This is a genomic window from Bacillus sp. FSL E2-8868, assembly GCF_038005505.1.
In the GTDB taxonomy this organism is placed as follows: Bacteria; Bacillota; Bacilli; order Bacillales; family Bacillaceae_G; genus Bacillus_A; species Bacillus_A mycoides.
Window position 1 is genome coordinate 1,772,703 of sequence record NZ_JBBOTI010000002.1, and the last position, 14,757, is coordinate 1,787,459.

At 40.7% G+C, this 14,757-nt stretch carries 9 protein-coding genes and 2 rRNA genes; 4 read left to right on the forward strand and 7 right to left on the reverse strand.

Features of this window, described 5'->3' with window-relative positions:
- Positions 1–71: 71 nt before the first annotated feature.
- Positions 72–2,993 (reverse strand): 23S ribosomal RNA (locus NSS74_RS20150).
- Between the two features lie 146 nt (positions 2,994–3,139).
- A 16S ribosomal RNA gene (locus NSS74_RS20155) occupies positions 3,140–4,691 on the reverse strand.
- Together the 16S and 23S rRNA genes form the textbook arrangement of a ribosomal RNA operon.
- Positions 4,692–5,363: 672 nt before the next feature.
- Here NSS74_RS20155 and NSS74_RS20160 point away from each other — a divergent pair.
- Entirely contained in the window at positions 5,364–8,408 is a 3,045-nt protein-coding gene (locus NSS74_RS20160) for an efflux RND transporter permease subunit (protein WP_240380806.1), read from the forward strand.
- A 49-nt stretch (positions 8,409–8,457) separates the two neighbouring features.
- Here NSS74_RS20160 and NSS74_RS20165 read toward each other — a convergent pair whose 3' ends face one another.
- The 4 genes from NSS74_RS20165 to NSS74_RS20180 form a co-directional block, all read right to left on the reverse strand.
- Positions 8,458–8,922: an AAA family ATPase gene (locus tag NSS74_RS20165; protein WP_240380808.1), complete on the reverse strand. Its 465-nt coding sequence runs from the start codon at positions 8,920–8,922 to the stop codon at positions 8,458–8,460.
- Positions 8,923–9,843 (reverse strand): phosphate ABC transporter permease PstA, encoded by a 921-nt coding sequence (gene pstA / locus NSS74_RS20170; protein ID WP_002010630.1) that lies wholly within the window; start codon positions 9,841–9,843, stop codon positions 8,923–8,925.
- Positions 9,844–9,845: 2 nt separating this feature from the next.
- The gene (gene pstC, locus NSS74_RS20175) at positions 9,846–10,736 is read right to left on the reverse strand and encodes a phosphate ABC transporter permease subunit PstC (RefSeq protein ID WP_002090872.1); all 891 of its coding nucleotides are present in this window, start codon (positions 10,734–10,736) and stop codon (positions 9,846–9,848) included.
- A gap of 71 nt (positions 10,737–10,807) precedes the next feature.
- Complete coding sequence (locus NSS74_RS20180) at positions 10,808–11,707, reverse strand: phosphate ABC transporter substrate-binding protein PstS family protein (RefSeq protein WP_000245113.1); 900 nt, start codon at positions 11,705–11,707, stop codon at positions 10,808–10,810.
- A gap of 500 nt (positions 11,708–12,207) precedes the next feature.
- Here NSS74_RS20180 and NSS74_RS20185 point away from each other — a divergent pair, with 500 nt between their 5' ends.
- From NSS74_RS20185 to NSS74_RS20195, 3 genes are read left to right on the forward strand one after another with little or no spacing between them, the layout of a single operon-like run.
- Positions 12,208–12,465 (forward strand): FeoA family protein, encoded by a 258-nt coding sequence (locus NSS74_RS20185; RefSeq protein ID WP_002090873.1) that lies wholly within the window; start codon positions 12,208–12,210, stop codon positions 12,463–12,465.
- Positions 12,462–13,184, forward strand: coding sequence for a FeoB small GTPase domain-containing protein (locus tag NSS74_RS20190; protein WP_002010621.1), 723 nt, complete (start codon positions 12,462–12,464; stop codon positions 13,182–13,184). Before NSS74_RS20185 ends, NSS74_RS20190 begins: the two co-directional genes overlap by 4 nt.
- The gene (locus NSS74_RS20195) at positions 13,162–14,562 is read left to right on the forward strand and encodes a nucleoside recognition domain-containing protein (protein WP_063218673.1); all 1,401 of its coding nucleotides are present in this window, start codon (positions 13,162–13,164) and stop codon (positions 14,560–14,562) included. The genes NSS74_RS20190 and NSS74_RS20195 overlap by 23 nt, the downstream gene beginning before the upstream one ends.
- A gap of 64 nt (positions 14,563–14,626) precedes the next feature.
- On the opposite strand, the gene NSS74_RS20200 is transcribed toward NSS74_RS20195, so the two are convergent.
- On the reverse strand, positions 14,627–14,755 hold the full coding sequence (locus tag NSS74_RS20200; RefSeq protein WP_000493988.1) for a hypothetical protein: 129 nt from the start codon (positions 14,753–14,755) through the stop codon (positions 14,627–14,629).
- Between the last annotated feature and the right edge of the window lie 2 nt (positions 14,756–14,757).

The window sequence follows — 14,757 nt, forward strand, 5'->3', positions numbered from 1 at the left end:
CTTATTCGACATTTAAAGTCAACAAGTTTTTTATATTCTTTCAAAACTAGATAACATTAGCTTCATATTATATGGTTAAGTCCTCGATCTATTAGTATTCGTCAGCTCCACATGTCACCATGCTTCCACCTCGAACCTATCAACCTGATCATCTTTCAGGGATCTTACTAGCTTACGCTATGGGAAATCTCATCTTGAGGGGGGCTTCATGCTTAGATGCTTTCAGCACTTATCCCTTCCGCACATAGCTACCCAGCTATGCCCTTGGCAGAACAACTGGTACACCAGCGGTGCGTCCATCCCGGTCCTCTCGTACTAAGGACAGCTCCTCTCAAATTTCCTGCGCCCACGACGGATAGGGACCGAACTGTCTCACGACGTTCTGAACCCAGCTCGCGTACCGCTTTAATGGGCGAACAGCCCAACCCTTGGGACCGACTACAGCCCCAGGATGCGATGAGCCGACATCGAGGTGCCAAACCTCCCCGTCGATGTGGACTCTTGGGGGAGATAAGCCTGTTATCCCCGGGGTAGCTTTTATCCGTTGAGCGATGGCCCTTCCATGCGGAACCACCGGATCACTAAGCCCGACTTTCGTCCCTGCTCGACTTGTAGGTCTCGCAGTCAAGCTCCCTTATGCCTTTGCACTCTACGAATGATTTCCAACCATTCTGAGGGAACCTTTGGGCGCCTCCGTTACACTTTAGGAGGCGACCGCCCCAGTCAAACTGCCCACCTGACACTGTCTCCCGGGTCGATAAGACCCGTAGGTTAGAATTTCAATACAGTCAGGGCGGTATCCCACCAGCGCCTCCACCGAAGCTAGCGCTCCGGTTTCAATGGCTCCCGCCTATCCTGTACAAACTGTACCAAAATTCAATATCAGGCTACAGTAAAGCTCCACGGGGTCTTTCCGTCCTGTCGCGGGTAACCTGCATCTTCACAGGTACTATAATTTCACCGAGTCTCTGGTTGAGACAGTGCCCAAATCGTTACACCTTTCGTGCGGGTCGGAACTTACCCGACAAGGAATTTCGCTACCTTAGGACCGTTATAGTTACGGCCGCCGTTTACTGGGGCTTCAGTTCAGAGCTTCGCTTACGCTAACCCCTCTCCTTAACCTTCCAGCACCGGGCAGGTGTCAGCCCCTATACTTCGCCTTACGGCTTCGCAGAGACCTGTGTTTTTGCTAAACAGTCGCTTGGGCCTATTCACTGCGGCTTTCCGTTAAGAAAGCACCCCTTCTCCCGAAGTTACGGGGTCATTTTGCCGAGTTCCTTAACCAGAGTTCTCTCGCACACCTTAGGATTCTCTCCTCGCCTACCTGTGTCGGTTTGCGGTACAGGCACCTTTTATCTCGCTAGAAGCTTTTCTTGGCAGCGGGGAATCAAAGACTTCGCTCCATAAGGAGCTTCCCCATCACAGCTCAGCCTTCACGATAAGCGGATTTGCCTACTTATCAGCCTAACTGCTTGGACGTGCACAACCAATCGCACGCTTCTTCTATCCTTCTGCGTCCCTCCATTGCTCAAACGATAAAGAGGTGGTACAGGAATATCAACCTGTTGTCCATCGCCTACGCCTGTCGGCCTCGGCTTAGGTCCTGACTAACCCTGAGCGGACGAGCCTTCCTCAGGAAACCTTAGGCATTCGGTGGACGGGATTCTCACCCGTCTTTCGCTACTCATACCGGCATTCTCACTTCTAAGCGCTCCACCAGTCCTTCCGGTCTGACTTCACTGCACTTAGAACGCTCCCCTACCACTGATACCATTGGTATCAATTCGCAGCTTCGGTGGTGTATTTAGCCCCGGTACATTTTCGGCGCAGAGTCACTCGACTAGTGAGCTATTACGCACTCTTTAAATGGTGGCTGCTTCTGAGCCAACATCCTAGTTGTCTAAGCAACTCCACATCCTTTTCCACTTAATACACACTTTGGGACCTTAGCTGGCGATCTGGGCTGTTTCCCTCTTGACTACGGATCTTATCACTCGCAGTCTGACTCCTAAGGATAAGTCATTGGCATTCGGAGTTTGACTGAATTCGGTAATCCGATGAGGACCCCTAGTTCAATCAGTGCTCTACCTCCAAGACTCTTACACTTAAGGCTAGCCCTAAAGCTATTTCGGGGAGAACCAGCTATCTCCAGGTTCGATTGGAATTTCTCCGCTACCCACACCTCATCCCCGCACTTTTCAACGTGCGTGGGTTCGGGCCTCCATTCAGTGTTACCTGAACTTCACCCTGGACATGGGTAGATCACCTGGTTTCGGGTCTACGACCACGTACTAAACGCCCTATTCAGACTCGCTTTCGCTGCGGCTCCGCCTCTTCAGCTTAACCTCGCACGGGATCGTAACTCGCCGGTTCATTCTACAAAAGGCACGCCATCACCCATTAACGGGCTCTGACTATTTGTAGGCACACGGTTTCAGGATCTCTTTCACTCCCCTTCCGGGGTGCTTTTCACCTTTCCCTCACGGTACTGGTTCACTATCGATCACTAGGGAGTATTTAGCCTTGGGAGATGGTCCTCCCAGATTCCGACGGAATTTCACGTGTTCCGCCGTACTCAGGATACATTCAAGAGAGAACGAAGTTTCGACTACGGGGTTATTACCCTCTGTGACGGACCTTTCCAGGTCGCTTCGTCTACCTCGTTCCTTTGTAACTCCGTATAGAATGTCCTACAACCCCAAGAGGCAAGCCTCTTGGTTTGGGCTAGATTCCGTTTCGCTCGCCGCTACTCAGGAAATCGCATTTGCTTTCTCTTCCTCCAGGTACTTAGATGTTTCAGTTCCCTGGGTCTGTCTTCCATACCCTATGTATTCAGGTAAGGATACCATACCATTACGTATAGTGGGTTTCCCCATTCGGAAATCTTCGGATCAAAGCTTACTTACAGCTCCCCGAAGCATATCGGCGTTAGTCCCGTCCTTCATCGACTCCTAGTGTCAAGGCATCCACCGTGCGCCCTTTCTAACTTAACCAAACTAAAATTAAAAAAATATGAGCTACACTGTTATCTAGTTTTCAAAGAACATACATTTAAACTTGAGAGATAGTTCTCTCAAAACTGAACGAAACAAAACAAGTCAACGTTTATTGATGAACTGCGTTCATCAATTCTCCATAGAAAGGAGGTGATCCAGCCGCACCTTCCGATACGGCTACCTTGTTACGACTTCACCCCAATCATCTGTCCCACCTTAGGCGGCTGGCTCCATAAAGGTTACCCCACCGACTTCGGGTGTTACAAACTCTCGTGGTGTGACGGGCGGTGTGTACAAGGCCCGGGAACGTATTCACCGCGGCATGCTGATCCGCGATTACTAGCGATTCCAGCTTCATGTAGGCGAGTTGCAGCCTACAATCCGAACTGAGAACGGTTTTATGAGATTAGCTCCACCTCGCGGTCTTGCAGCTCTTTGTACCGTCCATTGTAGCACGTGTGTAGCCCAGGTCATAAGGGGCATGATGATTTGACGTCATCCCCACCTTCCTCCGGTTTGTCACCGGCAGTCACCTTAGAGTGCCCAACTTAATGATGGCAACTAAGATCAAGGGTTGCGCTCGTTGCGGGACTTAACCCAACATCTCACGACACGAGCTGACGACAACCATGCACCACCTGTCACTCTGCTCCCGAAGGAGAAGCTCTATCTCTAGAGTTTTCAGAGGATGTCAAGACCTGGTAAGGTTCTTCGCGTTGCTTCGAATTAAACCACATGCTCCACCGCTTGTGCGGGCCCCCGTCAATTCCTTTGAGTTTCAGCCTTGCGGCCGTACTCCCCAGGCGGAGTGCTTAATGCGTTAACTTCAGCACTAAAGGGCGGAAACCCTCTAACACTTAGCACTCATCGTTTACGGCGTGGACTACCAGGGTATCTAATCCTGTTTGCTCCCCACGCTTTCGCGCCTCAGTGTCAGTTACAGACCAGAAAGTCGCCTTCGCCACTGGTGTTCCTCCATATCTCTACGCATTTCACCGCTACACATGGAATTCCACTTTCCTCTTCTGCACTCAAGTCTCCCAGTTTCCAATGACCCTCCACGGTTGAGCCGTGGGCTTTCACATCAGACTTAAGAAACCACCTGCGCGCGCTTTACGCCCAATAATTCCGGATAACGCTTGCCACCTACGTATTACCGCGGCTGCTGGCACGTAGTTAGCCGTGGCTTTCTGGTTAGGTACCGTCAAGGTGCCAGCTTATTCAACTAGCACTTGTTCTTCCCTAACAACAGAGTTTTACGACCCGAAAGCCTTCATCACTCACGCGGCGTTGCTCCGTCAGACTTTCGTCCATTGCGGAAGATTCCCTACTGCTGCCTCCCGTAGGAGTCTGGGCCGTGTCTCAGTCCCAGTGTGGCCGATCACCCTCTCAGGTCGGCTACGCATCGTCGCCTTGGTGAGCCGTTACCTCACCAACTAGCTAATGCGACGCGGGTCCATCCATAAGTGACAGCCGAAGCCGCCTTTCAATTTCGAACTATGCAGTTCAAAATATTATCCGGTATTAGCCCCGGTTTCCCGGAGTTATCCCAGTCTTATGGGTAGGTTACCCACGTGTTACTCACCCGTCCGCCGCTAACTTCATAAGAGCAAGCTCTTAATCCATTCGCTCGACTTGCATGTATTAGGCACGCCGCCAGCGTTCATCCTGAGCCAGGATCAAACTCTCCAATAAAGTTAGTTTGTCTAGCATCTAAAAATAAAAATTGACGTTCACGTTGTTTGTTTCGTTCAGTTTTCAAAGAACTTGTCTGCCGCTTCAAAAGCGACTTCATCATATTAACATCTTCATTTTTCGATGTCAACTATGTTTTTGAATTTCTTTTTTGTCGTTTTCTGCGTTTCCGCATCAGCGACGTTTATTAATATACCATCATGGTTTTTAAATAACAAGTATTTTTTATAAAAAAATACAAAAAGTTATCTATCCTACTTTCTTCTATAGAAAGAACCCTTATCCTTTCTACTAAAAACATTCATTTTGATTGTATACAAGTTACTATACACTATCATCAACCAGGCAGTATTTCACAATAACTTCCTAACCTATAGTCTTCTCCTTTTTTAATTTTATAATTACTATAGTTCTGCTTAAGAAGGACAAATAATCATTTAAATGTAGAGTAACAAAAAACGAGGCCACTATACTAGAACAAAACTTTAATTCCTGATTTTTCTCTCCAATCAGGAATTTTACTTCCACAAATAACAAACTTCCCCTCGAAATATTAAATTAAGATTATTGTTAGAATTTTTTTACATTTAATTAATGAAAGATATCCAATTTTTGTTATATAGTAAGAAAGTGCCCACAAAACTATAAATAAACTAATGGAGGAATTATTTTATGGATAGGTTAACAAAATTTTCATTAAAAAACCGAGCCGCTATTATTATCATGGTTTTTCTCATTTCCATACTCGGTGTTTATTCCGGCTCTAAATTACCTATGGAATTTTTACCAAGCATCGATAACCCTGCAATAACTGTTACGACATTATCTCAAGGGCTCGATGCTGAAACGATGACCAAGGACGTAACTGATCCCCTTGAAAAACAATTTCGTAATTTAGAACATATCGATGGCATCACTTCTTCCACACATGAAGGATTATCACGCATCGACATTGCATATACATCCAAGGCAAATATGAAAGACGCGGCACGCGAAGTCGAAAAAACAATTAATACGATTAAATTACCTAAAGATGTAACTAAACCTGTTGTTAGTCAATTAAACACTTCTATGATTCCACTCGCTCAAATTACCATCCAGAAGCAAAACGGATTTTCAAAAGCTGACGAAAAACAAATTGAGAAAGAAATCGTACCACAACTCGAAAGCATTGATGGTGTTGCCAATGTTATGTTTTTCGGAAAATCAACTTCCGAATTATCCATCGTACTTGATCCTAACCAACTAAAAGATAAAAATGTAACATCACAGCAAGTATTAACAGTTTTACAAGGAAAAGAAACTTCCACTCCAGCCGGAGCAATTACCGTTAATAAGGCAGAATACAATCTTCGTGTCATCGGGGATATAAAAAATGTAAATGACATAAAAAATATCACCGTTACACCTCAAGTAAAATTACAAGATGTTGCTCAAATTGAATTAAAACAACATTACGATACAATCTCGCACATAAACGGGGAAGAAGGAACAGGATTAATCATCATGAAAGAGCCGAGTAAAAATGCGGTTGCAATCGGAAAAGAGATTGATAAAAAGATTAAAGATATAAGCAAGCAATATAAAGATCAATTCTCTATTAAACTTTTAGCTTCAACTCATGAGCAAGTTGAAAATGCTGTTACTAGTATGGGAAAAGAAGTAATCCTTGGGGCAATTGCTGCAACTCTCATTATCTTAATCTTTTTACGCAACTTCCGAACAACACTCATCGCTGTCGTTAGTATTCCATTATCTATTTTATTAACACTATTTTTACTCCATCAATCTAACATCACACTTAACATTCTAACTCTTGGTGGCTTAGCCGTTGCAGTTGGACGTCTCGTCGATGATAGTATCGTTGTCATCGAGAATATTTTCCGTCGTTTACAAAAAGAATCTTTCTCTAAAGATATTATTCTCGATGCAACAAAAGAGGTCGCCGTCGCAATTACCTCTTCTACTTTAACGACAGTCGCCGTTTTTTTACCTATCGGTCTCGTATCGGGAGTAATCGGAAAACTAATGTTACCTATGGTGTTAGCAGTTGTGTATTCTATACTTTCTTCCTTAATTGTGGCATTAACGGTCGTTCCACTTATGGCTTTTTTACTGCTCAAAAAAACAAAACGTCGCAATTCACATTCTTCACCGCGATATGTCGCTACATTAAAGTGGGCTCTTTCTCATAAGTTTATCATTCTACTCACTTCTTTTTTATTATTTGCAGGATCAATTGCAGCCTACATACTACTTCCGAAAGCTAACATAAAGTCTGAGGACGATACAATGCTTTCCGTTAACATGACATTTCCAGGTGATTATGATTCTGAAGCTAAAAAACAAAAAGCCTTTGATTTCGAAAAGAAACTCCTCTCTAATTCTGATGTAACAGATGTTATTTTGCGAATGGGATCTAGCGCAGAAGATGCACAATGGGGACAGACAACTCAAAACAATCTTGCAACTATATTTGTAGTCTTTAAAAAAGGATCTAATATCGACCAATATATTAAAGAATTAAAAAAGGATCATAATACTTTTGAACCAGCTGAACTTGATTATATAAAAACGAGTTACTCTGACTCTGGAGGCGGAAACAACTTACAATTTAACGTAACCGCTACTAACGAAACAAATTTAAAAAAGGCCGCTAACATCGTCGAAACAAAACTAAAAGGTATGGACGATCTCTCTAAAGTAAAAACAAATATGGAAGACTCTAAAAAAGAATGGCAAATTCATATCGATCAAACAAAAGCGGAACTACATGGTTTAACACCAGAATTAGTAGCACAACAAGTATCATTCCTTATGAAGAAATCTCCTCTTGGGGAAATCTCAATCAATAATGAAAAAACAACTATTATGATAGAACATAAAAAGGCATCCATTAACAAACAAGAAGATATTTTAAATACAAACATACTATCACCTATTAACGGACCAATTCCTTTAAAAGACATTGCAACTATTTCAGAAAAACAACTTCAAACGGAAATCTTCCATAAAGATGGGAAAGAAACGATTCAAATTACCGCAGAAGCTTCAAGTGAAGATTTAAGCAAAGTAAGCGCAGAAGTAAACAAGGCGATAGCCGACTTAGATTTACCTAACGGAGCAAAAGTAAATATCGCAGGTGCTACTGAATCTATGCAAGAGAACTTCACAGATTTATTCAAAATTATGGGGATTGCAATCGGGATTGTATATTTAATTATGGTTATCACATTCGGGCAAGCACGTGCTCCTTTCGCGATTTTATTCTCTTTACCATTAGCTGCTGTCGGCGGTATTTTAGGATTAATCATTTCAAGAACACCTGTTGACGTAAATTCATTAATCGGCGCATTAATGTTAATCGGGATTGTCGTTACAAATGCTATTGTATTAATAGAAAGAGTGCAACAAAATCGGGAAAACGGTATGGAAACTAGAGAAGCCTTACTAGAAGCAGGATCTACTAGATTACGCCCAATTATTATGACAGCTATAACAACAATCGTCGCTATGCTACCACTCCTCTTCGGGCAATCTCAAGCAGGAAGTATGGTATCGAAAAGTCTGGCCGTCGTTGTAATCGGTGGTTTGGCAGTCTCAACCGTTCTTACATTAGTAGTCGTTCCCGTTATGTATGAACTATTAGATAAAATCGGGAGAAAAAGACGCTCCCGCAGAAAAATAAGCACTTCTACAGAAACACCTGATATTTAAACCAAAAGGCGTTATCTTCAATTATGAAGATAACGCCTTTTTTATCCCTCTATCTATCCATAATATAATCCATCACTTTTTTACCATACTTCTCTAGCGGCTCTCCAGAATCCACAATAAGATATTCACCATGTAAAGGCCTTTTACTGCCAGCCAGACATTTTTTAAATGCTACCTCTGATTCTACTTTTGTAATTTGACTTATCTTACGTTCACGCGTTTGTAACCTACGATTAATTTCTTCTATATTATTAAGATAACATTCAATATATTTATATGTAGCACCATGTTTCTGACATAAATCTATTCCTTTTTTAACCATCCCTTCATAGAGACATGGACTATCTAATATCACACTGTGCTCTTGCTCCAACAAAAAATCGATCAGTTTCCACTCAATATCATAGGAGACTCCCCCAACAACTGTCGATTCACTCCCTCTTACCGTTAATGATTTTAATAAATGTCCGTAAAAAACTCCCTGTTTATAAACAGAGAGTTCTTTTACGGACATTTATGCCGCTTTTACCTTCTTCGTCGTTTTACGACTTTTTTTCGCTCCTGTAAAACGCTTGTGTAATACAGATGCTACGAAACGAGAAATGATATTAAAGAGTAATACCATAATAATTAATACAGCTGCAGATTTTGTTGCAATTAACTTCGCATCCGGGATAATCCCTTCAGAGTTTAATTTCCAAATGTGAACAGCTAACGTTTCAGCTGGTCTAAATGGATTTAAAGGATGCGAGGGGCTCGAGAAGTCCGCTGCTGAATTTAAAATAGGTGATGTTAAACCCGCTGTATAAATTAACGCCGCAGCTTCACCGAATATACGGCCTGCCGCTAAAATAATACCTGTAATGATTTGTGGTAACGAAGACGGGATAATGATGCGGGCAATTGTTTGCCATTTCGTTGCACCTAGTCCAAGACTCGCCTCTTTTACATTATGAGGAACTTCAGAAATCGCATTTTCACAAACACGTGTTAAACCAGGCAAATTCAAAATAGTTAAAGCAAGAGCTCCACCCATTACTGTATATCCCCAGCCTGTCATGGTAACAAATACTAATAAGCCAAATAGTCCAACAACAATAGAAGGTAAAGACGCCATTGTTTCAATACATAAACGAACAAAACTTAAAAAACGACCTTGTTTTGCATACTCCGCTAAATATATTCCAGCCCCTAGTCCAAGAGGAATAGATATAATAAGTGTTATAACAAGCATGTAGAAAGAATTGAATAACTGTGGACCAATTCCCCCACCAGCTCTTGTATTGCTTGGTTCTCCGAATAAGAAACTAGGATCCCAAAATCCCCATCCCTTTTGCAGAATTTCGTACATTAAAAAAGCCAGCAAAGCTACAACTAAAGCTGCAACCCCATAAAAGATACCTGTCCAAACTTTATTTACCGTTCTTGCATTCATTATTATCGCTCACCTCTTTGACCAATCGCTCGAATTACTAAAATAAACAGGAATGAAATAACAAGTAAAATCATCGCTAACGTCCATAGCGCGTTGTTCCAAGCTGTTCCGTTCAATGTATTCGTCATATCCATTGTCAGAATACCTGTTAACGTTGCTGTTGGACTATATATTCCTTCCGGTAATTTAATCGTGTTCCCGATTACCATTTGAACCGCTAACGCTTCACCAAAAGCACGCGCTAACCCTAAAACTATACCTGTTAAAATTCCTTGTTTTGCAGCAGGAACAATAACTCGGCTAATCGCTTGCCATTTCGTCGATCCTAGACCGTAAGAAGCTTCCAAGTAATCAAACGGAACAGAGCGTATTGCATCAGAGGCAATACTAGCAATAGTAGGTAAAATCATAATACTCAGGACAATAATACCCGCAATTAAACTAAATCCCACTCCACCGAACGAATCCCGTAATAGAGGAACCAAGATCGTAACCCCTAATAATCCGTATACAACTGATGGAATACCAACTAATAATTCTAAAACAGGCTTTAATACTTTATTCCCAAACTTCGGCGAAATTAAATTCATGAATATAGCAAGAGCTATAGCAATTGGTGCACTAATGACAACAGCACCTAACGACACAAGCGTCGAACCGACAATAAAGATGACAGCACCATACGTACCTTGATCAGCATTTGGATTCCATTTTGTCGAAGTTAACACCTCAGAAAACGAGATACCACTTTGCGTGAAAGATTGAATTCCTTTGCCGCAAATAAACGCAATAATAGCTAATGTAATAAAAACAATAAAGATACCGCAAAACGTAACAAGTGATCTACCTATATATTCACTCTTTACGTAATTAATTTGTTTTTTCCCCTTCATCACAGGACAGACCCCACTTCATAGATTGCATTGAACAGGACTGGCCTTGCAGCCAGCCCCATAAAATTTTATTACTTATTTAATTTAGACATTGGGATGTAACCCATATCTTCTACTTGTTTTTCGAAATCTTTACCTTTTACATAGTCAATGTAAGCTTTTGTCGCTTCTTTTGCCTCACCTTTAGTTACCATGTACTCGTAAGACCAGAATGGATATTTACCAGCAGAAATATTTTCAACTTTCGGTTCAGATCCATCAATTTTAACCGTTTGTAACGCACCTTTTTTCTCACCAACCATGTAAGACATTGCTAAGTAACTAACTGAACCTGGAGTAGAGTTAATCGCTTGCTCTACAGCACCATTAGAATCTTGTGTTGTACCAGTTCCATCATTAATCTTCGCGTCTTTCATCACTGTCTTTTCAAAAGTAGCACGTGTACCAGATGAAGCCGGTCGGTTAATTACATTGATTTTTTCATCTTTTCCGCCTACTTCTTTCCAGTTCGTTACTTTTCCAGTGAAGATATCTTGCACTTGTTTTACTGTTAAGTTATCAACTTTTACATCTTTATTTACGACAAGTGCGAATGCGATACCCGCAACTTTGTTATCTACTAATTCTTTTGCTTTTTCAGCATCTTTTATTTTATCTCCAGCTGGAACATCTGAGTTACCAATTTGTACCGCACCAGATGCTACTTGGTTGATCCCAGTTCCACTACCGCCACCTTGAACTTGAATAGAAACTTTTGAATTTTTCTCCATGAATTTCTTTCCAGCTTCCTCCGCAAGAGGTTGAAGAGCTGTAGAGCCAGCCGCTGCAATCGTACCTGATAATTCTTGTTTTGCATCGCTACCTTTAGCAGCTTCCTTATTATCCGTACTTTCTGCTTTTCCACATCCAACTAATGCACCTGCAACAACTAAAGCCGCTAAAGAAAATTTAATACCCTTTTTCATAACCATGTCTTGTACCCCCATTTGGATTATCACTTTTCGAATTCATCTTCTTTCGAACACAAATTCATTGTAGGACAACAATATTATGTGAGTGTTAAGCAATTTTTAAGTTTAAGTAAATAGAGATAACATCCCCTAAAAGCTAGACATTCCAACATTTACAGTTGAAAAAGCCAACAAAACCCACACTAAACACGTAGTATTGTAAATTTAATCTTAACAATGTAAATTCAATGTAAATGATTTTCTGTATTTTTCCCTTTAGGTTAAAACTACATTTACAATTCCCCTATATTTTTAAGCTTTTACACTCTTACTTTAAGAAGAATTCCAGTAATATTTTTCGGTACAACTAAATAAATTGGAACAATTCTAAAAATATTTGAATATTTTTAAAGTACTAATTGACAGCATCATTAAATGTAGTCTACTATATTAGTATCAAAAAGTTTACCTAAGGAAACTTTTTAAACTAAAACTAAAAATATAGAGATGAGGTAACTTTTATGGTATCGGCTAATACTAAACCCCTTTCCGAATTCAGAACAGGGGAATTTGTACAAATTGAGAAGATACAATTAGAAGGAACTATGAAACGACGTTTATTAGATTTAGGCTTTTTTCCTGGAGCGACAATTAAAGTATTACAACGCAGCCCACTTGGAGACCCAGTCGCTTATCAAGTAAGCAACACAACTATTGCACTGCGTAGTGAAGAAAGCTCCCTTATTTTCGGGGTATTAATAGGAGATGATTTCAGATGAGTAACCATCGCATTGCGTTAGCTGGTAACCCGAATACCGGGAAAAGTACATTATTTAATACTTTAACAGGCTTAAAACAACATACTGGAAACTGGACGGGGAAAACTGTTTTAAAGGCTGAAGGGGAATATAAGCATGGCGGAAATATATATACAATAATAGATTTACCTGGAACTTACTCACTGTATTCAAATTCGGCAGATGAAGAAGTAGCACGAGATTATATTATATTTGAAAAACCAGAAGTAACTGTAGTTGTTATAGATGCAACTGCAATGGAAAGAAATTTAAATTTAGCACTCCAAGTGATGGAAATGACAAACGATGTGGTCATTTGTATTAACTTAATTGATGAAGCGGAGAAAAAAGGAATCATTATTGACGAAAAGAAATTAGCAAAATCACTCGGTGTACCTGTAGTGAAGATTTCTGCTCGCAACCGAGTAGGCATTGGTCATTTGCTAAATGTCATCGCTAAAGTAGCAAATAAAAAACTAATTCCAACACCAATTAAAATTACTTATAACGATAAAATCGAAAATATGATTCAGGAATTAGAACCACAAATTTATAAAGTATTCGGTGATACGTATCCAGCACGTTGGATTGCATTACGTATATTAGATGGAGATAAGAATTTCTTAACTACACTTCAAAAACACCATAACGAACCACTTGTAAGGGAGGTTATAATCAATGGAATCTCACTCAGCCAGTAAAGCTCTTCCACTGGACTATATTGTTCAACATGCACAAACACTTTCAAAAGAAGATATACGAGATGATATTGTCGGAGATATTTATCGAACCTCCGCAAGTATATGTAAAGAAGCTGTTCAATATACAAATACCGATAAATTGTATCGTTCTGAAAAACTAGATAAAATTTTCACATCTCCAATCTGGGGATTCCCAATTATGCTCGGTATTTTATCTATTATTTTTTATCTTACAATTGCAGGCGCTAACGTACCTTCTGATATGATCGCTAAGTTCTTTGGCTGGGTAGAAGGATATTTAACATCTTGGTTCCAAGCAATGCATGCACCAGAATGGCTACATGGCATTTTAATACTTGGTTTATTCCGCGGTATCGGTGCTGTTATTAGCGTTATGTTACCACCTATGGCAATCTTTTTCCCTATGTTCGCGCTATTAGAAAACTACGGATATTTACCACGTGTCGCATTTAACATGGACCGCTTATTCAAACGATCTGGTGCACATGGCAAGCAATCTTTAACAATGGCAATGGGATTCGGTTGTAATGCAGCTGCCATCATGTCAACACGTATTATTGAATCACCACGTGAACGTATGCTTGCAATCTTAACAAACAACTTCGTTCCTTGTAACGGTCGCTGGCCTATGTTAATTTTAATGGCTTCATTATTTATGGCTGCTGGTTATACAGGTAGTATGCAAACACTTGTTACTGCTGGCGTTGTAGTTGGAATGGTTGTAATTGGTGTCATTATGACATTAACCGTTTCTTGGGTACTATCAAAAACAGCTTTAAAAGGTGTTCCGACTCACTACACACTTGAGTTACCACCGTACCGTAAGCCAAAAGTTTGGAATACAATTGTACGCGCAACACTCGATAAATCAATATATGTTTTAAAACGAGCTGTAGTTGTAGCTGCCCCTGCAGCTGCATTAACTTGGTTACTTGCTAATATTTTCATCGGTGACACAAGCTTACTTATGTATTTTGTAAACTTCCTAGATCCATTTGCTAAAATGTTAGGACTTGACGGATTTATTCTAGCAGCGTTTATTCTTGGACTACCAGCTAATGAAATTGTTATTCCGATTTTATTAATGTCTTACTTATCAACTGGTGCTTTAACTGAAATAGATGATTTTAATCAAATTAAAAATCTATTCTTAGAACACGGTTGGACTTGGTTAACCGCGTTAAACACAATGTTGTTCTCTCTTCTTCATTTCCCATGTGGAACAACACTAGTTAACATATATAAAGAAACAAAAAGTGCAAAATGGACATTCTTATCGTTCGCAATCCCTACTGTTATTGCCATTGTTGTTACATTCCTCTCTACACAATTGGTACATTGGTTAGGACTTCTATAAAAAAACAAAGCATACATAGAAGGTATCCCCCTTCACATATGCTTTGCGCGAAAGAAACCTGAAATTATTCAGGTTTCTTTTTTTCTTTCCACGGCTGCGCTCCATACGTTGTGAGTTTTTTATGAATAAAGTATATGGCTCCCGGAAGAACCGCCATTAATATCGTGCAGCTAATTCCTAATCCAGTAAACAAAT